The 20,015-nt window shown below is 69.1% G+C and carries 20 protein-coding genes; 11 read left to right on the top strand and 9 right to left on the bottom strand.

From position 1 onward, the window contains the following. Window positions 1-46: 46 nt before the first annotated feature. From AC1RCS_RS18875 to AC1RCS_RS18905, 7 genes are all read left to right on the top strand, one after another. A complete protein-coding gene (locus AC1RCS_RS18875) occupies window positions 47-1,039 on the top strand; it encodes a Bug family tripartite tricarboxylate transporter substrate binding protein (protein ID WP_492246175.1) in 993 nt (330 codons plus the stop codon). Then, on the top strand, window positions 1,036-2,544 hold the full coding sequence (locus tag AC1RCS_RS18880) for a carboxylesterase/lipase family protein (protein WP_492246176.1): 1,509 nt from the start codon (window positions 1,036-1,038) through the stop codon (window positions 2,542-2,544). The genes AC1RCS_RS18875 and AC1RCS_RS18880 overlap by 4 nt, the downstream gene beginning before the upstream one ends. 113 nt (window positions 2,545-2,657) lie before the next feature. Continuing rightward, window positions 2,658-3,467 (top strand): GntR family transcriptional regulator, encoded by an 810-nt coding sequence (locus tag AC1RCS_RS18885; protein WP_218339239.1) that lies wholly within the window; start codon window positions 2,658-2,660, stop codon window positions 3,465-3,467. Further along, window positions 3,464-4,285, top strand: a complete 822-nt coding sequence (locus AC1RCS_RS18890) for a transporter substrate-binding domain-containing protein (RefSeq protein ID WP_492246177.1) — start codon at window positions 3,464-3,466, stop codon at window positions 4,283-4,285. Before AC1RCS_RS18885 ends, AC1RCS_RS18890 begins: the two co-directional genes overlap by 4 nt. Before the next feature lie 63 nt (window positions 4,286-4,348). Continuing rightward, on the top strand, window positions 4,349-5,023 hold the full coding sequence (locus tag AC1RCS_RS18895; RefSeq protein WP_218296480.1) for an amino acid ABC transporter permease: 675 nt from the start codon (window positions 4,349-4,351) through the stop codon (window positions 5,021-5,023). 3 nt (window positions 5,024-5,026) lie between these two features. After that, window positions 5,027-5,680, top strand: a complete 654-nt coding sequence (locus AC1RCS_RS18900) for an amino acid ABC transporter permease (protein ID WP_057227970.1) — start codon at window positions 5,027-5,029, stop codon at window positions 5,678-5,680. Next, on the top strand, window positions 5,664-6,458 hold the full coding sequence (locus tag AC1RCS_RS18905) for an amino acid ABC transporter ATP-binding protein (RefSeq protein WP_255590935.1): 795 nt from the start codon (window positions 5,664-5,666) through the stop codon (window positions 6,456-6,458). Before AC1RCS_RS18900 ends, AC1RCS_RS18905 begins: the two co-directional genes overlap by 17 nt. Before the next feature lie 116 nt (window positions 6,459-6,574). On the opposite strand, the gene AC1RCS_RS18910 is transcribed toward AC1RCS_RS18905, so the two are convergent. Further along, window positions 6,575-6,943, bottom strand: coding sequence for an EF-hand domain-containing protein (locus AC1RCS_RS18910; protein ID WP_492246178.1), 369 nt, complete (start codon window positions 6,941-6,943; stop codon window positions 6,575-6,577). Window positions 6,944-7,264: 321 nt separating this feature from the next. Between AC1RCS_RS18910 and AC1RCS_RS18915 the strand changes: the two genes are divergently transcribed. After that, window positions 7,265-7,705 (top strand): hypothetical protein, encoded by a 441-nt coding sequence (locus AC1RCS_RS18915; protein WP_492246179.1) that lies wholly within the window; start codon window positions 7,265-7,267, stop codon window positions 7,703-7,705. 190 nt (window positions 7,706-7,895) lie between these two features. Next, window positions 7,896-8,465, top strand: a complete 570-nt coding sequence (locus AC1RCS_RS18920; protein ID WP_492246180.1) for a cob(I)yrinic acid a,c-diamide adenosyltransferase — start codon at window positions 7,896-7,898, stop codon at window positions 8,463-8,465. 196 nt (window positions 8,466-8,661) lie between these two features. Here AC1RCS_RS18920 and AC1RCS_RS18925 read toward each other — a convergent pair whose 3' ends face one another. The 4 genes from AC1RCS_RS18925 to AC1RCS_RS18940 form a co-directional block, all read right to left on the bottom strand. Further along, entirely contained in the window at window positions 8,662-9,084 is a 423-nt protein-coding gene (locus AC1RCS_RS18925) for a hotdog fold thioesterase (RefSeq protein ID WP_218296484.1), read from the bottom strand. Window positions 9,085-9,244: 160 nt separating this feature from the next. Further along, entirely contained in the window at window positions 9,245-10,396 is a 1,152-nt protein-coding gene (locus AC1RCS_RS18930; protein ID WP_218296485.1) for an ABC transporter substrate-binding protein, read from the bottom strand. A gap of 181 nt (window positions 10,397-10,577) precedes the next feature. Next, window positions 10,578-12,107: a succinyl-CoA:acetate CoA-transferase ScpC gene (gene scpC, locus AC1RCS_RS18935; RefSeq protein WP_218339235.1), complete on the bottom strand. Its 1,530-nt coding sequence runs from the start codon at window positions 12,105-12,107 to the stop codon at window positions 10,578-10,580. Window positions 12,108-12,261: 154 nt separating this feature from the next. Continuing rightward, window positions 12,262-13,551, bottom strand: a complete 1,290-nt coding sequence (locus tag AC1RCS_RS18940; protein WP_492246181.1) for a solute carrier family 23 protein — start codon at window positions 13,549-13,551, stop codon at window positions 12,262-12,264. Window positions 13,552-13,707: 156 nt separating this feature from the next. On the opposite strand from AC1RCS_RS18940, the gene AC1RCS_RS18945 reads away from it, so the two are divergent. Both AC1RCS_RS18945 and AC1RCS_RS18950 read left to right on the top strand, forming a co-directional pair. Continuing rightward, window positions 13,708-14,472 carry a zf-TFIIB domain-containing protein gene (locus AC1RCS_RS18945; protein ID WP_218296488.1) on the top strand — a complete coding sequence of 255 codons (765 nt, stop codon included), beginning with the start codon at window positions 13,708-13,710 and terminating at the stop codon, window positions 14,470-14,472. 345 nt (window positions 14,473-14,817) lie between these two features. After that, complete coding sequence (locus AC1RCS_RS18950; RefSeq protein ID WP_492246182.1) at window positions 14,818-15,630, top strand: class I SAM-dependent methyltransferase; 813 nt, start codon at window positions 14,818-14,820, stop codon at window positions 15,628-15,630. A 102-nt stretch (window positions 15,631-15,732) separates the two neighbouring features. Here AC1RCS_RS18950 and ubiM read toward each other — a convergent pair whose 3' ends face one another. From ubiM to AC1RCS_RS18970, 4 genes are all read right to left on the bottom strand, one after another. Further along, window positions 15,733-17,058 (bottom strand): 5-demethoxyubiquinol-8 5-hydroxylase UbiM, encoded by a 1,326-nt coding sequence (gene ubiM / locus AC1RCS_RS18955; RefSeq protein WP_492246183.1) that lies wholly within the window; start codon window positions 17,056-17,058, stop codon window positions 15,733-15,735. A 196-nt stretch (window positions 17,059-17,254) separates the two neighbouring features. Further along, complete coding sequence (locus tag AC1RCS_RS18960; RefSeq protein WP_218296491.1) at window positions 17,255-17,686, bottom strand: hypothetical protein; 432 nt, start codon at window positions 17,684-17,686, stop codon at window positions 17,255-17,257. 231 nt (window positions 17,687-17,917) lie between these two features. After that, window positions 17,918-18,835: an alpha/beta fold hydrolase gene (locus tag AC1RCS_RS18965; RefSeq protein ID WP_492246184.1), complete on the bottom strand. Its 918-nt coding sequence runs from the start codon at window positions 18,833-18,835 to the stop codon at window positions 17,918-17,920. Between the two features lie 250 nt (window positions 18,836-19,085). Beyond that, on the bottom strand, window positions 19,086-19,691 hold the full coding sequence (locus AC1RCS_RS18970; protein ID WP_492246185.1) for a TetR/AcrR family transcriptional regulator: 606 nt from the start codon (window positions 19,689-19,691) through the stop codon (window positions 19,086-19,088). Window positions 19,692-20,015 lie beyond the last annotated feature (324 nt).

Below are 20,015 nucleotides of genomic sequence, written 5' to 3' on the forward strand. Positions count from 1 at the left end.
CCATTCCACTGCCACCCCCCAAAAAAACCCCAGGAGACAACACACCATGGCCCTTTCCTTCCCCCGCGCGCCCCGCATTCCGCTGCTGGGCGCCCTCGTGCTGCTGGCAGGCACCGCAGTGGCACAGCCAGGCGCGTACCCGGCCAAGCCCATCCAGCTCATTGCGCAGCAGCCGCCCGGCAGCGGCTCGGACGCGATGACCCGCGTGTGGGCCGACTGCGCCGCGCGTGAACTGGGCCAGGCGGTGGTGGTGCAGAACAAGCCGGGGGCCAACGGCGTGCTGGCAATCAACTACCTCAAGGGCCAGCCCGCCGACGGCTACAGCCTGCTGAGCATCGGCATGTCGCAGATGACGATCACGCCGTATGTGTACAAGCAGCCGCCGTACGACCCGCTGCGCGATTTCGATGGCGTGGCCGTGCTGGGCACGTCGCCGCTGGTGCTGGCCGTGCCTGCGGGGCAGGGCATCGCGAGCCTGGCCGATCTGCAAAAACGCGCACGCGCCACGCCGGGTGGCGTCAACTTTGGGTCGCCGGGCAAGGGCAGCCCGGCGCACCTGCTGACTTCGGCGCTCATCGAGCGCCTGGGCGTGGCTGGCACCCATGTGCCCTTTGTGGGCGAAGGCGCGGGCCTCACCGCGCTGATGGGGCAGCAGATCCATGCGATGACCCTGGTCATCGGCACGGCCGCAGCCCAGGTCAAGGCGGGCAAGCTGGTGCCGCTGGCGCTGTTTGGCGCGCAGCGCTCGCCCCTGCTGCCGGAGGTGCCCACCATTGCCGAAGCGTTGCCCCCTGCTGCCGACCTGGCGCGGCCCGCGTGGATTGCGGTGGTGGCCAAGGCGGGCACGCCGCCCGAACTGCTGAGCAAGCTCAATGCCGTCACCGAAAAGTGCCGGGGCGATGCGCAGTACAAATCGCGGCTGGAGGCCATGAACGTCACGCTCACTTCCTCGGTGCCGGGCGACGTGCGCGCCTGGGCCTCGCGCGATGCGGCCGTGTGGCGGCCCTTGATCGACAAGCTGGGCCTGGCCACGGAATGACAGTGGGCACAGCGGCACCCCAGGTCACGCTGCCCCACGGCGGCCAGCTGCGGGGTCTGTGGGACCACGGCGTGCGTGTGTTCCGTGGCGTGCCGTACGCCCTGGCACCACGTGGCGCGCTGCGCTTTGCGGCACCGGCGCCTGCGTTGCCGTGGTCCGGCCTGCGCGACGCCACCACCTTCGCGCCCATGGCGCCGCAACTGGCCCGCACGGCAAAAGCCGATGCACCCATGCTGGGTGGCCAGGACTGCCTGGCCGTGAATGTGTGGGCACCGCCCGCAGCGCCGGGTGCGGGCCTGCCGGTGTTGGTGTGGGTGCATGGTGGCGGCTTCTTTCGCGGCTCGGCGAGCGAACCGCTGTACGACGGCGCTTCGTTCGCCCGGCAGGGGCTGGTTTTTGTGTCGCTGCAGTACCGGCTGGGCATGGACGGGTTCATGCACTTCGAGGGTGAGGACGACGGTGCACCCGCCAACCGGGGTTTGCTGGACCAGATCGCTGCGCTGCAGTGGGTGCAGGACCATGTCCAGGCCTGGGGTGGCGACCCGACGCAGGTCACGGTGTTTGGCCAGTCGGCGGGCGCGGGTGCGCTGGCGTGCCTGCTGGGCATGCCAGCGTCCCGCGGCTTGTTCCAGAGGGTCATCCTGCAAAGCCCGAGCGTGGCCTGCCAAACGTTGGACGAAGCCGCCGCCGTGCGCCGCGCAGTGGCTGCGTTGGTGGGCGTGGCGCCGAGCCGCACCACGCTGGCCTCGGCACCCATCGGTTCGGTGCTTCATGCCGTCCACAGGCTGGCAGCAGATCCGTCGCTTCGGGTTCGGCATGGCATCGGGGGCCGCAACTTCTTTCCGCTGCGGCCCGTGGTGGATGGGCGGGTGCTGGCTGCGCCGCCGCTGCAGGCGATGCGCCAGCAATGGAGGGCCCGACCACCGGACCTGCAGGTACTGGTGGGCAGCAATGTGGACGAGATGCGCCTGTACCACGTGCCGGGCGGCGCCATCGACCGCGTGAGCGAGGCGCAGGTGCTGGCGTTTGCGCAGGATGTGGGTTTGCCCACGGAGGCGGTTCGCGCCTGCCGGGCGCTGTTGCCGGCTGCCCAGCAGACACCGGGCGAGCTGCTGTCAGCCTTGCAGTCCGATTTCTACTACCGCGTGCCCGCACAGCGCATCGCGGCGCTGGCCAGCGAATGGGCCCAAAGCGCCCACCGCTATGAGTTTGCCTGGGCATCCCCCCAGTGGCGGGGGCGGCTGGGCGCGGCGCACGCGGTGGAGCTGCCGTTTGTCTTTGGCAACCTTCACACTGCCCAGGGGCAAGAGTTCACGGGGGCTGCGCCGCCTGCCGCTCTGGCGCAGGCCATGCACCAAAGCTGGGCGAGTTTTGCGCGCCGGGGCGACCCCGGCTGGGCGCGCCATGAGGGCACCATGCCCTGGCTGCAGCATTTCAACAGCGCATCGCGCTGCGAAATCCATAGCGAACCCACCAGATTCAATCTGTGGCGAGGCATTCTTTGAGCAAGGAGGGCGAAGTCCGCTGAGCCCCCGTAGGGCGCCATAGACTGGCGCGCCACACTGGTGCATCCATCTTGTATACCAGTTGGCACGGAACCTGCAATCAGCAGGCGGCAATGACCACCGCCACCGAGATCAGCAACCGCATCATCGAAGCCGTGATGGCGCAAAAGCTCGCCCCCGGCTCGCGCCTGGGCGAGCAGCAGCTGGCCATGCTGTTCGACTGCAGCCGCACCATCGTGCGCGAGGCGCTCACGCGGCTGTCCACGCGCGGCATCGTCACCGTGAGCGCGCGGCGTGGCTGGTATGTGATCGAACCCTCGGAAGACGAGGCGCGCGAGGCCTTCGAAGCGCGCCGCGTGATCGAACTGGGCCTGCTGCACCAGCTCAAGGCGGTGGACAAGGCGGCCGTGCGCCAGCTCAGGAGCCACCTGCAGCGCGAGAAGGCGGCGCTGGCGGGCAGCGACGTGGGCGCGCGCAGCTTCCTGCTGGGCGACTTCCATGTGTGCCTGGCCGAATGCCTGGGCAATTCACTGCTGGCCGACACGCTGCGCGACTTCACGGCGCGCACCACGCTGATCGCCATGCTCTACCAGTCGTCGCACGATGCCGCGCAGTCGTGCGCCGACCACGTGCGCATCGTCGAGGCGCTGGAGGCGGGCGACATCGCCCAGGCCGAGGCGCTCATGTCCGAGCACATCGGCTCGGTGCAATCCGCGCTGCGCCTGCAGGCCAGCACCGACCCGCTGGCCGGGCTGCGCGATGCGCTGGCCCCGGTGCGCAAGACCACTGCCGCCGCAGCGGACACCACCGCGCAGCCCCGGCAACGCAAGCCCCGCGCTGCGCCCAAGAGTTCCACCCCGAAAGCGTCCGACACGGACGCAGCACCCGCCGACGCATCCACCTACCTAGGAGCCCTGCTATGACCGCCTCCCGTGCCTTTGTTTCCTCGACCCGCCGCCTGACACTGGGCGTGCTTGCCGCCACGGGCCTGTCGGCCGCGCTGATGGCCCCTGCCGCCCACGCGCAGAACGCGCTGGACAACATCCTCACGGCCAAGGAAATCAAGATCGCCATCCCCACCGACTATCCGCCCTACGGCTTTGTCGGCACGGACCTCAAGCCCCAGGGCCTGGATGTGGAAATGGCCAACTACATCGCCACCAAGCTGGGCGTGAAGGTCGAACTGATCCCCGTGACCAGCGCCAACCGCATCCCCTACCTGCAGACGCAGAAGGCCGACCTCGTCATCTCCACGCTGGGCAAGAACCCCGAGCGCGAGAAGGTGATCGACTTCACCGCCGCCTATGCGCCGTTCTTCCAGGCCGTGTTCGCGGGCAAGAGCCTGTCGATCAAGAGTTTTGCGGATCTGGCCGGCAAGTCGGTGGCCGTGACGCGCGGCGCCATGGAGGACCAGGAACTGGCCAAGGTCGCACCCGCCGGCGTGGACGTGAAGCGTTTTGAAGACCACGCGGCCAGCATCTCGGCCTTCGTGTCGGGCCAGACGCAGGCCATCGCCACCAGCGCGTCCACGGCCGGCACCATCATGATGAAGAACCCCAGCCTGCAGACCGAGTACAAGCTGCTGCTCAAGGACAGCCCCAACTTCATCGGCGTGGCCAAGGGCGAGGACAAGCTGCGCCTGCGCGTGAACGAGATCATCGCCGAGGCGAAGAAGTCGGGCGACATCGACAAGCTCTCCAGCAAGTGGCTGGGCCGTCCCGCCGGCGAACTGCCCCTGTGAACGCTCACCACTGACCATTTGCTGAACAGGCCTGGGGCGTGACAAGCGCCGCAGGGCAACCGCATGCTGATTGCGCTGGATTTCTCTGCCGTGCTGTCCTCCTGGCCGCTGCTGGTGCGCGGTGTGGTCTGGACCATCGGGCTCACGGTGGTGGGCACCGTGCTGGGCCTGTTGCTGGGCACGGCCTGTGCCTGGGCGCGCGCCCGCAACCTGGGGCCGCGTGCGCTGCCGCTGCGCTGGGCCGTGGCCGCCTATGTGGAGCTGGTGCGCAACACGCCCTTCATCGTGCAGCTGTTCTTCCTGTTCTTCGGCCTGCCGGCGCTCGGGCTCAAGCTCTCGCCCGAGGTGGCCTCCGTGCTGGCCATGGTGATCAACCTGGGCGCGTATTCGGCCGAGATCATCCGCGCCGGCATCGAGGCCACGCCGCGCGGGCAGATCGAAGCCGCGCAGAGCCTGGCCCTGACGCCCGGCCAGACCTTCCGCCGTGTGGTGCTGCCACCGGCGCTGCTCAAGGTGTGGCCGGCCATGGTGAGCCAGATCATCATCGTGATGTTGGGCTCGGCCGTGTGCGGGCAGATCTCCACGCCGGAACTGAGCTACGCGGCCAACCTGATCTCCAGCAACACCTTCCGCGCGTTCGAGGCGTTCATCCTGGCGACGGCCGTGTACCTGGCGCTGTCGATGCTGACCCGCCGCCTGCTCATCTGGGTGGGTGCCCGATTCTTGGTGGGGAGATAAGCCATGGTGGAATTTTCTCTGTGGGACATCCTGCGCAACCTGCTGATGGCCGCGCGCTGGACCGTCAGTCTCTCGCTCATTGCCTTCATCGGCGGCGGGCTGGTGGGCCTGTTGCTGCTGGTGCTGCGTCTGTCCAAGGTGCGGGGTACCGAGCGCCTGATCGGGGCCTACGTGCAGGTGTTCCAGGGCACGCCGCTGCTCATGCAGCTGTTCCTGGCGTACTTCGGCATTGCGCTCTTTGGCATCAAGACCTCGCCGTGGACAGCCGCCGCCGTGGCACTCACGCTCTACACCAGCGCCTATCTCACGGAGATCTGGCGCGGCTGCGTGGCCTCCATCCCCAAGGGCCAGTGGGAGGCGGCGCAGAGCCTGGCCCTGAACTTTGGCGAGCAGCTGCGCCATGTGGTGCTGCCGCAGGCACTGCGCATTGCGGTGCCGCCCACCGTGGGTTTTCTGGTGCAGGTGATCAAGGGCACGGCGCTGGCATCGGTGATCGGCTTTGTCGAGCTGACCAAGGCCGGCAGCATGATTTCCAACGCCACCTACCAGCCCTTCCTGGTCTACGCCTGCGTGGCCCTGCTGTACTTTGTTTTGTGCTTCCCGGTGAGCCTGGTGGCGCAGTCCCTTGAAAGGAAACTCCATGGCAACCGCAGTTGATACAACCCCGGCTCCCGCCCACGACGGCATCGTGGTGGGCGCGCCGCCCATCGTGGACATCACGGCCCTGCGCAAGTCCTACGGCACGAACGAGGTGCTCAAGGGCATCGACCTCAAGGTGCAAAAGGGCGAGGTGATCGCCATCATCGGCAAGAGCGGCTCGGGCAAGAGCACGCTGCTGCGCTGCGTGAACGGGCTGGAGGTCTTTCAGGAGGGTGCCCTCAGCGTCAACGGCAAGAAGCTCATGCACGACAGCCCCACGGCCATGCGTGAGCTGCGCCAGCAGGTGGGCATGATTTTTCAGAACTTCAACCTGTTCCCGCACCTTTCGGTGGGCCGCAACATCATGCTGGCCCCCACGCTGGTGAAGTCGCGCGACGCCGCCACGGCGGCCGCGCAGGCGCGCAAGCTGCTCGAGCGCGTGGGCCTGGCAGAAAAATTCGACGCCATGCCCGACCAGCTCTCGGGCGGGCAGCAGCAGCGCGTGGCCATTGCACGCGCCCTGGCCATGGAGCCACAGGTGCTGCTGTGCGACGAGATCACCTCGGCGCTCGACCCTGAATTGGTGGGTGAGGTGTTGCGCGTGGTGGAGTCGCTCGCGCTGGAAGGCATGACACTGATGATGGTCACGCACGAGATGGCATTCGCGCGCAAGGTCAGCGACCGCGTGATCTTCATGCACCAGGGCCGTGTGCACGAGACGGGCACGCCCGCCGAGCTGTTCGGCCACCCGCGCACGCCTGAACTGCAGCAATTCCTGTCCTCGCTGCACGACTGACGGCGGCCCTGTGCGACCACCACGCGCAAGAGCCTGCCCACGCCCTGGATTTCCAACGCGGGCAGGCCCACGGACACCCGCGCAATGCAGGGGCCGCTAAAACCCAGAGTTAGTCGTCAGGAGTTGGCCCCTTTCTCGAATTCGGAGCGAGACAGCGTGCCACTCTGATCGGTATCCAACGCTTTGAAACGTTGGCCGATCGCGGGTAGCTTGGAGGCTTCCTGGGCGTCGAGCTGTCCATCCTTGTTGCTGTCAGCTCGATCAAAGGCAGCGGATGCTGCAGTGGACTGGCGCGGTGCGGCCGCGCCCGATCCGGTAGTGAATCTGGATCCCGTCTGGGGTGCGGCTTTCTCGGCCGGCGCAGGCTGGGGCGAAGTGGAGGTGGACTGTGCCTGCAATGCGCCCACGCCACCCAGGGAGAGGGCGGCGAAGAGCATCACGCTGCGCGTATCGAACGAATAGGTGCGTCGTTGCAGTGCTTTCATGGAAGCTAGGCTCCTTCGAAGTTGAACAGGGTTTCATTGCACCGCAGCAGGCCGGGCAAGGCCAGCACTCTTGCCTGCTGTTGCCCGGGCCAACATTTCCCAGCGCGGTGTAACCGGCAGCGGCTGCTTTGTAGGGCAATGCGGAGGGGATGTACCCAAACGTAGGGCGCCACAGGCGCCCGCCCGACGCCGCGGGCCGGTTGCCGGATGACTGGCAGGCCGGGGCATGTCCTACATCGGCGTTCCCGCCTGCCCAAAACAATGCACTTCAGCATCCCGCTGGATGGATGTTTTTTGTTGTTTTATCCCAAGGAGCCTCTCATGCAAAAGCAAACCGTTGTGGCCGCCCTCGCCGCCCTGGCCTGCACCGCCGCCCTCGCGCAGGCGCCCGCCACCAACACCGCCCGCCCCCCTTCCGAGGTGAATCCCGCCGCTTCGGGCGGCCCTGCCGCCGCGAATGCGCAGAACAAGGCCGACAACCGTGCCAGCCAGAGCACGGCGGTGCCCGCCAACCCTGCCAAGGGCGATGGCCGTGGCGCCCCGGTGGCAGAGATCAACCCCAGCGCCTCCGGGGGCAAGGCCGCCGCCAAGGCGGAAACGCGGGTGAACGCCCGCCTCATGGACTCCAACGGCGACGGCATGGTGTCGCGCCAGGAGTGGGACACGTACCACGCCAATGCGTGGAACAACCTCAAGCCCTCGAACACGGGTGTCTCCACGGCGGACATCGACAAGCTCAACCGCTCGACGGCGACCCAGTGACCCTGGTGGCCGGCGGCAGCCGGTGGGCGGCAGCGCGATAGGGGCTGCCCGCCCCGCCCCTTGCACCGGGTGCGTGTGCAAGGGGCTTTTTTTTGAATGCCAGCCCGGCGGGCGCGGTGGCGGAAAATCGCGGGTGCAGATTCCCCGCGCGGCCCTGCGCCGCATCCCCCACCGACCAAGCAAGGTACCCATGGGCAACCGACTCACACAGATCGCCACGCGCACCGGCGACGCCGGCACCACCGGCCTGGGCAACAACGAACGCGTCTCCAAGCACAGCCTGCGCATCCATGCGCTCGGTGACGTGGATGAGCTCAACTCCCACATCGGCTTGCTGCTGTGCGAGCGCGTGCCGGAGGACGTGCGCGGCCTGCTCGTCGAGGTGCAGCACCAGTTGTTCAACCTGGGGGGCGAGCTGTCGATCCCGGGCTTCGAACTGCTCAAGCCGCAAGCGGTGCTGGCACTGGATGACGCCCTGGCCCACCACAACGCGGCGCTGCCGCGCCTGCAGGAATTCATCCTGCCCGCCGGCACCCGCGCCGCCGCGCAAGCCCATGTCTGCCGCACCGTGGCGCGCCGCGCCGAACGCGCCGTGGTCGCCCTGGGCAACGAAGAGGCGCTGAACGACGCGCCGCGCCAGTACCTCAACCGCCTCTCCGACCTGATGTTCGTCCTGGCCCGCGTGCTCAACCGCATGGATGGCGGGGATGACGTGTACTGGAAAAGCGAGCGCCTGGCGCAGCAGAATGCTACTGAATAGATAGCTTTTGGCGCTTACCCAGTAAGCGCTGGAGAGTAATTTTCTATAAATTCAACCCTGCCCGCTGCGGGTGGCGCTGCCCACCAGGGCAGCCCAGCAAGGGCCGCCCCGCAGCGAGGGCTGCGTCCCCCTTCCCGAGTCGCGTTAGCGATTCGAGAGAAGGGGGAAGGCACGAAGTGCCTCAGGGGGATGCACCTTATCTCGGCGCCAGGATCGCCATGGTCAGCCGCGACACGCAGGTGAGCTCGCCCGCGTCGTTGACCATGTCGATGTGCCACACGTGCGTGGTGCGGCCCAGGTGGATGGGCCGGGCGGTGGCCGTCACCCAGCCGCTGGTGGCGGAGCGCAGGTGGTTGGCGTTGATGTCCAGGCCCACGGCGTTGTGGCCCTCGGGGCTGGCGTAGTAGGCGCCCACCGAGCCCAGCGACTCGGCCAGCACCACGCTCACGCCGCCGTGCAGCAGCCCGAAGGGCTGTTTGGTGCGCTGGTCCACCGGCACGCGGCCGCGCAGGAAGTCGTCACCCAGTTCGATGATCTCGATGCCCAGGTGCGAGGCAGCGGTGTTGTGGTGGTCGGCGTTGAGTCGAGCCAGGTCGACGGGCTTTTTCCAGATGGGCATGGTGGCTTCGGTCGGACAGAGGGATGAATCTTTTCGGACCGGCCATTGTGCCCATCTTGCTCTCATGGGCGCAGCCCCGGCCCGGCGCCACCGTGGATCCGGCCCTGCCGGTCCACCGGAGGCGTCCCCCTTGAGGAACGGCGCGCAGCGCCCCAGGGGGTTACCCGATGAATTTGCCGTTGGCGCCCATCACGCCCAGGTCCAGGAAACGCGAGCCCACATAGGGGGCGCTGCCGGCGTAGTCGATCGTGAGGCCGCCCAGGTCGTTGCTGCGGATGCCGGCCAGCGCGTTGCGCAGCCTGGCGCGGGTCAGCTCGCGGCCGGCGCGCTCCAGGCCTTCGGCGAGCACGCGGGCGTTCACATAGCCCTCGAAGCTGCGGCTCGAGAATTCCTGAAAACCCACCGCCTTCATGGCGCGCTGGTAGTCGCGCACCAGGGCAACGCTGGTGCGGCCCGCGTCGGGCAGCACCATCGACAGCGCGATGCCCGCCGCCTTGCCGCCGAGCTGGCGCAGGTTGTCGCCGGACAGGGCCACGCTGGTCGCTGCCAGCGGGGTGCTGGGCGACACCTTCTTGAATTCGCTGACCAGCGCGGCCGACACGTCGCCCGCCGTCCCCAGCAGCACCGTCGTGGGCTTGGCCGCCACGGCCTGCCTGACCACGTCGGCCACCTGCGCGCCCTGTGCGTCGAGCTTGAACGCCTTGGGCGCGGGCTGCTGGGCCGCCTTCATGGCGTTGTTCACATCGGCCAGGAATTCGCGGCCGAAGGCGGTGTCCTGGTAGACGATGGCCAGGTCGGTGATGCCCATGGCCACCAGCTTCTGCGTGAGGCGCTGGGCCTCGTCGGAGTAGCTGGCGCGCACGTGGAACACCGAGCGGTATTCGGCCTTGCGCAGCGACGTGGCGCCGCTTTGCGGGGCCACGTAGGGGATCTGCGCCTCGTCCACCAGCGGCAGGATGCGCTGGTTGTTGGCCGTGCCCATGCACGACAGCAGCGCCACCACGCCGCCGTCGGCGATCAGCTTGCGCGCGTTCTCCTCCGAGCGGGCGGCGTCATAGCCGTCGTCCAGCGCCAGCAGCTTCAGCTCCCGGCCATGGATGCCGCGCACGTTCGCCTGGGCGATGCCCGCGTCCAGGCCCTGCTTGAGTTCCTTGCCCAGGCTGGCCAGGGCACCGGTCAGGCCGACGGAGCAGCCAATGGCCACGCTCCTGGCGTCCATCGGGTCCTGCACGCCCACGGCGCGCGACGGGTTGGCAAAAAGCAGGCCGGCGCTGGCAGCGGCAAGGGACTGGGTGAACTGGCGACGTTGCATGGCAGGAAAACTCACGGACAAGAAGGCCACCAGCCCCGCGAAGGGCTGGTGGCCGGTGAAGAAAAAGGAAAACGGGGGGAGGCCTGGTGGTCCGACGACCAAGGGTTAACCCTGATTCTACCCAGGGCCTGTGACAAGACCATGTTCTCCCTGCCGGCCGGGGGATTCGGCCGGGGCCTGGTCAGGCGGGCGCGCTCTGCCGCATGCTGCCCGTCTCCACGTAGCGCTGGTGCCAGGACAGTGCCTCGCCCAGCAGGTGCGGCGTGTGCTGGCCCACGGCGCCGCGCTTGGCGCGGGCCACATAGTCGTGCAGGGCCGGGCGGAAGTCGGGGTGCGCGCAGCGGTCGATGATGAGCTCGGCCCGCTGCGTGGGCGAGTGGCCGCGCAGGTCGGCCAGGCCCTGTTCGGTGACGAGGATCTGCACGTCGTGCTCGGTGTGGTCCACGTGCGAGGCCATGGGCACGATGCACGAGATCGAGCCGTTCTTGGCCAGCGAGGGCGTCATGAAGATCGACAGGTACGCATTGCGCGCGAAGTCGCCCGAGCCGCCGATGCCGTTCATGATGGCCGAGCCCATGATGTGGGTGGAGTTGACGTTGCCGTAGATGTCGGCCTCGATCATGCCGTTCATCGCGATCAGGCCCATGCGGCGGATCAGCTCCGGGTGGTTGCTGATCTCCTGCGGGCGCAGCACGATGCGCTGCTTGTAGTACTCGATGCGCTCGTTGAAGTCCTGCATCGCCGCCGGGCTGAGCGACAGGGCGGTGGCCGAGGCGCTGGCGAGCTTGCCCGAGCGCAGCATGTCCAGCATGCCGTCCTGCAGCACCTCGGTGTAGGCCGTGAGGTTTTCGAACGGGCCGTTGTTCAGCCCCGCCAGCACCGCGTTGGCGATGTTGCCCACGCCCGACTGCAGCGGCAGCAGGTCCCGGGGCAGCCGGCCCTTCTTCACCTCGTGCTGCAGGAACTCGATGATGTGGCCCGCGATGCGGTTCGAGGTGTCGTCGGGCGCGGCGTAGACGCTGTTGCGGTCGGGCTGGTCCGTCACCACCACCGCGATCACCTTGGACGGGTCGCAGCGCAGGTAGGGCTCGCCGATGCGCTCGTCGGGCCGCGTCATCGGGATGGGCCTGCGGTGTGGCGGCACGTCTGTGCCGTAGTAGATGTCGTGCATCCCTTCCAGGCCCGGGTTGTGCCAGGCATTCACTTCCAGGATGACCTTGTCGGCCTGGTCCAGCCAGGTCTTGTTGTTGCCCACCGAGGACGAGGGAATCAGCCGGCCGTCGGGCAGCACGCCCGCCACCTCGACCACGGCCACGTCGAGCTTGCCCAGGAAGCCGAACCACACGAACTGCGCCACGTGCGACAGGTGGATGTCCACGTACTGCATGTGGCCCGCATTGATCTGGCGGCGCACCGTGGGGTCGGACTGGTAGGGCAGTCGCATCTCGATGCCGTCCACCTGGGCCAGCGCGCCGTCCAGCTCAGGCGCGGTGCTGGCTCCCGTCCACAGCCCGATCTTGAAACCATGGCCTTGCGCGTTCAGGCTTTCGATGCGCCGCGCCAGCGCGCCGGGCACGGCCTTGGGGTAGCCCGCGCCGGTGAAGCCGCTCATGCCCACATGGGCACCGGCAGGGATCAGGGCGGCCGCCTCGTCGGCGGACATGGTGCGGGAGAGAAAGTCGGGGTACAGCACCCGATCGGCCAGGGACATGAACAAACTCCGCAAAAAAAGAAAAGAGGCCACCCGCCCGGTGAGCGGATGGCCCCGTGGACAAAACCCAGGATGCTAGCCGTCGTTCCTTACAAATTAAGGGTTAACCCTTGCAAATGCGGTACGTCCGCTCACGTCCGCTCACGTCCGCAGATTACGCCGCTTTGCGGTTGAGCAAGGCATACAGCAGGATGGCGCCGAACGTGGCCGTGCCGATGCCGCCCAGCGCGAACTGGCCGAACTTGAGCGTGAAGTCGCCCGTGCCCAGGATGAGCGTGATGGCCGCGACGATCAGGTTCTTGTTCTGCGAGAAGTCCACCTTGTTGTCCACCCAGATCTTGGCCCCGGCCACCGCGATCAGGCCGAACACCACGATGGAGACGCCCCCCATCACCGGCAGCGGAATGGTCTGGATCAGCGCGCCGAACTTGGGGGAAAAGCCCAGCACCAGCGCGAACACGCCCGCCAGCAGGAACACGGCGGTGGAATAGATCTTGGTCGCGGCCATCACGCCGATGTTCTCGGCATAGGTCGTCACGCCCGTGCCGCCCACGCCGCCGCTCACCATGGTGGCCACGCCGTCGCCGATGAACGCACGGCCCATGTAGCGGTCCAGGTCGCGGCCGGTCATGGCCGTCACGGCCTTGATGTGGCCCAGGTTCTCCGCCACCAGGATGATGGCCACCGGGGCGATCAGCAGCATCGCGTTGCCGTCGAACACCGGCGCGGCGAAGTTGGGCATGCCCACCCATGCCGCGTTCGCCAGGATCGACAGGTCGATGGGCTTGCCCAGGCCCAGGCCGTTGGTGAGCACCGCGTGGATGATGCTCGCCACGATCAGCCCCACCAGGATCAGGAGGCGCTGCACCATGCCGCGCGTGAGCACGGCCACCAGGCCCACGCTCACGAAGGTCACCACCTGCATCCAGCTGTCGAAATTGCTCGCCGCCATGTTCTTGATCGGAATGCCCGCCAGGTTCAGCCCGATCACCGCGACGACCGAGCCCGTGACCACGGGCGGCATGAAGCGCTCGATCCAGCCCGTGCCGATGGCCTGCACCAGCGCGCCGATCAGCGTGTAGAGCAGGCCGCAGGCGATGATGCCGCCCAGGGCGACGGCGATGTTGCCGTTGACCCCCTTGCCCGCATAGCCCGTGGCCGCGATCACCACCCCGATGAAGGCAAAGCTCGAACCCAGGTAGCTGGGCACCCTGCCGCCCGTCACCAGGAAGAAGATCAGCGTGCCCACGCCGCTCATCAGGATGGCCACGTTGGGGTCGAACCCCATCAGGATGGGCGCCAGCACCGTGGCGCCGAACATCGCGATCACATGCTGCACGCCCATCGCCGCCGTCTGCGGCCAGGGCAGCCGTTCGTCGGGCGCGATCACTCCGCCCTGCTGCAGCACGGCCGCGCTTTTTTCTTGCCAGTTCATGAATCCCATGTGTGTTGTTCCTTGTAGTTCGAGGCGCGAATGCTAGTGGATGAATGCGCACGTGGACGATGAACTTCGCCAGGCGAAGGTGCGAGGCGGCGGGAACGGTAGGATGGCTGCCTCACAGCGGCGGGCAAGAGGGCCGGCCCTCACCCGACGTCCACCATGCCGCCATCCGCCCCATCCTGCCCGTCGTGCCGCCAGCCCATGGAGGCCCATTCGTTCACCAGCAACACCGGGCACACGCTGGAGCTGGACATCTGCTACGCCTGCCAGGGCCTCTGGCTGGACCGGCACGAGAACCTCAAGCTCTCGCCCCAGGCGGTGGTGGACCTGTTCCGCCTGCTGCACGAACACCGCACCCATGAACACCGCCCGCTGCAGGCGCGCATGGCCTGCCCGCGCTGCAGCTGCGCGCTGGACCAGGGCTTCGACGTGGTGCGCAGCGGCCGCTACATGACCTACCGCTGCGCGCGCCAGCACGGGCGGTTCAGCACCTTTTCCTCCTTCATGGTCGAAAAGGGCTTCGTGCGCCACATGACGCGCCCCGAGATCGACGACCTGGCCCGGCGCGTGGGCGCCATCTACTGCACCAGCTGCGGCGCGCCCGTGGACATCCGCAAGGACCACGCCTGCCCCTACTGCCGCGCGGCGTTCTCGCTCATCGACCCCGATGCCGTGGTGCGCGCGATGGAGGGCTACGCCCGGGCTGGCGCCCGCCCGGCCCAGGCCGCGCACGGCACGCCGGCGGCGACCGTGGACATTGGCGATGCCCTGGTGGCGCTGGAGCGCGACCGCAGCCGGGCCGAGCGCGAGCGGCAAAAGAGTGCCTTCAGCGGCGCGCGGGATGGCGATGGCGACTCCTTCACCGGCGACCTGCTGGCCGCGGGCGTCTCGCTGGTCTGGGAGGTGTTGACCAAGCGGGTGTAGCCGCACCGGCCATTTCCCGCGTTTGCATATACCCTTGCGCGGCCCTGCGAAATGGGCACACCGGACCGGGTTCGGACCACAATGGCGTTCGCAGACTTCCCGGCGGCCCCAGTCCGTCGCCGCAGTCTCCCGTGGCGGCCAGCAGCCTGTGCGCGTGGCCGCCGTACTGCCTGCTCCCGTCCATCCATTCCGCCAAACGGGGCGCCCCTGCGACCACAGGAGGAGACGATCTTGCCGCTGCAGCCGCACCGAAGCCGACGCCGTCCCCGGGCATCCGCCGGGCGGGCGCCCGCGCCACGCAGCGCCGCGGCACCGGCCCCGCTGCGGCACGCGCCCTTGCCCGCCGTGCCCAGCACCCTGCTCATCCCGCTGGCGGCGCGGGCGCGGGGCAACCATTACTTTCCCTGGCTGGCCTGCGGCGACGCGGTGGCCGCCGGGCTGCTGGAGCGGCTGGGCACCGATGTGGAGCCCTACCTCAACGACCTGCCCACCGTGCTGAACGTGCTGTGGCGCACCCGGATCATCCGGGACACCGCGCAGGGCTTCTTCCTCAGGCACCCCGGGGGCCAGGGCGTGAACCTGGGCTGCGGCCTGTCGCACCATTTCCAGTGGCTGGACACCGGCGCCAACCACTGGCTCGACGCCGACCTGCCCGAGGTGATGGCGCTGCGCCGGCAACTGCTGCCCGCGCGGTGCCCGCGCACGCGGCTGGCCGAGGCGGACATCACCCAGCCCGGCTGGTGGCGCCGGCTGGGCCTGCCACCGCGCGCGGCGGGGAGCGGGGCGGCAGCGGCGCCCGTGCTGGTGGTGTGCGAGGGCGTGCTCATGTACCTGGAGCCAGGCCAGGTGCAGGCCGTGCTGCACGAGTTCGCGCAGTGCGCGCCCCCGGGCTCGCGCCTGGTGCTGGACGTGCTCACCCACCGGGCCGTGGGCACGGCCGGCCGGCACGCGAGCGTGGGGCCCACGGGGGCCGAGTTCCGCTGGGGCCTGGCACGCCTGGCCGACCTGTCCGCCGCGCACCCGCGCCTGGCGCTGCGGCACGCGCACAGCGTGGCGGAATGCTATGGCTGGGCGGGCCTGGCGCTGGAGACCCTGTGGTGGCCCTGGCTGGGCGCGCCGCTGTACGGCATGGTGGAGCTGGAAGTCACCACCCCCTGAGCGCCCGTGGCGTGGGCGCGGGCGCTGCCACTTCTTCCCTTCCGCGCGTGGAAAGGGGGCGGCACCCGGTGGCGGCCGGCGGGCTGGGCGGCGGCGGACGTGTCACTGCCGTGCCAGGCGCCCCAGCAGCTCGGTCCACGCGGGCGGCTTGCCGGTGAGCTGCCCCACGATGGCCGCCTGCAGCGGTGGCAGGCGCCGGGCGCCCTGCAGCACCAGCTGGCGCAGCAGGCGGGGCAGGGGGCGGGCATCGGTGTACAGCCGCACGATGGCGTTCGTGCCTTCGTAGATCGGCCATGCGTGGTGGTGGTGTGCGCGTCCATAGGCGGACAGGATTGCGCTGTCTCCGATATCGCGGCCCTGGCCGCGCGCGGCCAGCAGGGCGGCGGTCAGGCGCTCCACGCCGGCCAGGCCCAGGTTGTAGCCGTGGGCCGTCACCGGGTGCATGCCCACGGCCGCGTCGCCCAGCAGCGCGCAGCGGTGGGCGGCAAAGCGTTCCGCGTACACGGCCACCAGCGGGTAGGCGTGGCGTTCTCCGTCGAGCTGCATGGGCCCCAGGCGGTTGTCGAACTGCGCCCGCACCTGGGCGGCAAAGGCGTCGGCGGGCAACGCCATCAGCGTGGCGGCATCCGCAGCGCCTGCGGTGACCACGACCGAGCACAGGTGCGGGCTGCCGGCCGTGTCGGCCGCGTCTGCGGCATCCACCGCATCCGGCAGGGGCAGGATGGCCAGCGTGCGTTCGTAGCCGAAACACTCGTGCGCCACGCCGCCATGGGGCCGGGCATGGCGCATGCGGCAGACGATCACGGTGCGGCCGAAGTCCGCCATGCGCGCGCCAATGCCCAGCTGGCGCCGCGTGGCCGAGAAGCGGCTGTCCGCCGCGACCAGCAAGGGCGCCTGCAGGCGCTGGGGTGAAAGGGCCTCCGCGTCCGGGGCCGTGTCTGTGGGGGCAGGCAGGCGGTACTCCAGCTCGGCATGCGTGGCCAGGGTGGCCACGCGCGTCACCTGGGCGCCGGTGACGATGCGCACGCCGGGCGTTTGCGCGGCCACCGCATAGGCGGTGCGGCGCAGCGCGTGGTTGGGGACGATGAAGCCCAGCGCCCCGTGGCCCGAGCGCTGGGCGTCGAGCTGCAGCGCGCTGCGCTGGCCGAGCGGCCCGTCATGCACCTGGGCCTCGCGGATGGCGCCGGTCTCGTGCGGCGCCAGTTGCGCCCAGGTGCCCAGCCGCTGGAGCGTGGCGCGGCTGGGGTGGGTCAGCGCGATCTCGCGGCCGTCGGGCGCGGGGGCGGCCAGCGCGGCCTGGGGCTGCTGCTCGACCACCGTGGCCGTGAAACCGGCGTGGGCCAGGGAAATGGCCAGCGACAGGCCCGCGGGCCCCGCGCCGACGATGAGGACATCGCTGTGGGAGGAGGAGGAGAAGGAGGAAGTCATGGCAGGAAAAGGCAGGAGGTGGACAGCCTGGTACGCACCTCCGCGACCGGAGGGGATCGCCTGCCATTGTGGATGCGCTCCGCGCGCCGGGGGTTGCCCTGCGTCAAGTGTGCGCGCAGGATATGCTATTAAATATATAGCTGTCGGCGCTGATGTATCCAGCGCTAGGGGCCCCAAAGACCCCAAGGCCCGTGGATCAGGCCCGGGCCGGCTTGCGCGGCGGGCGCTTGGCCGCTTTCTTCTTTCCGGCGCCGCCGGCAGGCTTGCCGCGCAGGTGCAGGCCCCAGGTGACCAGCAGCCACAGGTACGACGCCAGCACGCTGTAGGCCGCCACGGCCGCCAGCGACAGGGGCGGGGCGGTGATGGAGCGCGGATTGGCCATGGTTTCCAGCAGCTGGCGGGTGCCGGCGCCCAGCACGGCCTCGCGGCTGCCCGAACGGGCCATGCGCGCCGCCATGAAGATGAAGAACTCCATCAGCAGCGCGCCGATCAGGAAACACGCCAGCAGGGCCAGCAGGTGCGAGAACGCGCGGCGGTCGCCCTTGGCCAGGAAATAGAAGGCCGACACCAGCACCAGCGCGGGCAACAGCAGGGCCAGGGCGGGCCAGGCGGACAGGAGAGCGTGCATCGGAGACAACAGGTAGCGGCGTGGGGCCACCGGTGGCAGGCAGCACACCGGTGAATCATCGGCAAGAGCGGCCCTGGGGGCACGCACGACTGCGGATGATAGGCGCTGGCCGCGTCCTGTTCGCCTTGCGGCTGTAACTGTTGGCGACACCGCGCGGCGGTGCGCCGAGCCACCCCGCACCGCACGCTGCGCCGCGCGGCCCCCCGCCGGGCCCCCTGGCTCCCGGGCCCGTCAGCGTGGATGGCCCGGGCCCGCCACAAAATCGGCCACGGCCGCCAGCACGCCATCCTGCTGCAGGATCTTGCGGTGGCCCAGCCCTTCGGTGGCCAGCAGCGTGGCGCCCGGAATGTGGTCGCGGTAGGCCTCGCCATCGGCAAAGCGGTTGATGCGGTCGCCCCGGTCGTGCACCACCAGGGTGGGCAGCGCGATGCGCGGACCCACGGCCGGGGGCTCGAACTGGCGCATCAGGATGCCCTCGCGCGCCTCGATGCGCCGGTGCATGGAAGCGCGCGTGCGCTCCGACAGGCCGAACACCTGCGCGAACAGGCGCGTGTATTCGTGGGGCGACGCGGGCGGCGCCAGCAGCACCAGCCGCCCGGTGGCCAGGCCCCGGCTGGCCGCATGGGCCGCCGCGTTGGCCGCGAGCGAATGGGCTACCACGGCGCTGGGCGCCGAATCCTGCGCATGCAGGCGGGCGGTGGCGTATTCGATGGCGCGCGCGAACTGCGGCAGGTTGCTCACGCGGCCCCGACTGCCGCCGTGCGCGGGCAGGTCCACCAGCACCGGGCGCAGGCCCCGCGCGGCCAGGGCGCCGGCCAGCGGCAGCATCTGGCGCGCGTGGCCGCCCCAGCCGTGCAGCAGCAGCACCGTGGGGCCGTGCGGCTGGGCCTGGGGCAGGTAGAGCGTGATCTCGGCGTCTTCGAACGGCCAGCGTTCCGTGCGCCAGTGGCCGGGCGGCACGGCGCTGCGGCCCGGTTTGCGCAGGGGCAGGGGCGTGCCGAAAAGGCGGTAGGCCGCGCGCACGGCCAGCGCGGGCCACAGGCGCTCGGTGGTGCCCAGCGCCACGCGCAGCAGGCGCATGCCGGGGTGTTCGCCGTAGAAGCTGGACGTGGCCTGCAGGGCGGTGGAGGAGGAAGGGGAGGCGTTCATGAGGGGCTCCGGAAAGGGAGGGAATGGGGGGCGGACGCGGTGGACGGTCAGTAGAAGATCCAGTCCCGGTTGCTGCGCGGAAGGCGGGCGAGTGTCTGGCGCAGCGCCCGGACGGCGCCCGCCGCGGCCACGATGGCGGCGATACCCAAGATGATCAGCATGGTGGTTCCTTTCTTCGCACGGTTGTGCGAAATTGGGGCAAAGAAAAACAAGAGGCATCCATCGCGCAAGAACAAGCAGAGGGGGAGGATCAGGCGGTCTGATAACTCTTGACGAGGCGCGCCCAGGACGCCTCGGCGCGCTGCACTGCCTGCGGATCGCGCAGGAAGCGAACGTCGTGCAACAGGCCCATGGCCATCGCATAGATCTCGCCCACCAGCTGGTCGGGCGGGGTGTCGGGGGGCAGGTGCCCGGCCTCGATGGACTGGATCACCGTGCGGCGCAGGGCCGCGCGCCAGCGGGTGATCTCGGCGTGCAGCAGGTCGCGCAGCTCGCCGTCGCGGTCGTCCAGCTCGAAGGCGCCCGCCGTATAGATGCAGCCGGTGAAGGCCTCCACGTCGCGCGTGCGGGCAATCCAGCGGCGCACGATCTCGTTGAGGCGCGGCAGGCCCTTGGGGTGCTGCATGGCGGGCACGAACACATCGGCCAGGAAGCGGCGGCCAAACTCCTCGATCACCGCCTTCTGCAGCGCCTCGCGCGAGCCGGCGCGCGAGAACACGCCGCTCTTGGACAGGCCCACGCGGTCGGCCACCGCCTGCAGGGTGATCGACTCCAGCCCCTCGGCCGCGGCCAGGTCCAGCGCCGCGCCCACGATGGCCGCGCGGGTGAGTTCCGATTTCTGGGTCTTTGCATCCATGGCGCCAATTTAGCACAATCGTGCGAAATTTGTTGATGCGTGAATTCCAGAAAATTTGAAGGGCCGTGTCCAACGGCGGAAAAATTCTCGTTGTTATGGTTCTTTTCCCAACTTGGGCCCGGCCATGACGGGTGGGTCCACGTCCAGCTATCGGTGGGGGAGCAGTCAAACCGGAGCCGGGGTATAGGCGGGGAAGGGGGTTGCAATGCAAACCTTGTCCCGGTGCTACTTTCAGATGGGCGCTAGGTGTTGATTCTCAGGAGGTTGTTCATGGCCGGAATGCGGCTCATGGGCGGCTGATGGTTGAGAGCGGAGTGTGGTCGA

The sequence above is a fragment of the Acidovorax sp. GW823-FHT01C06 genome (assembly GCF_058798375.1).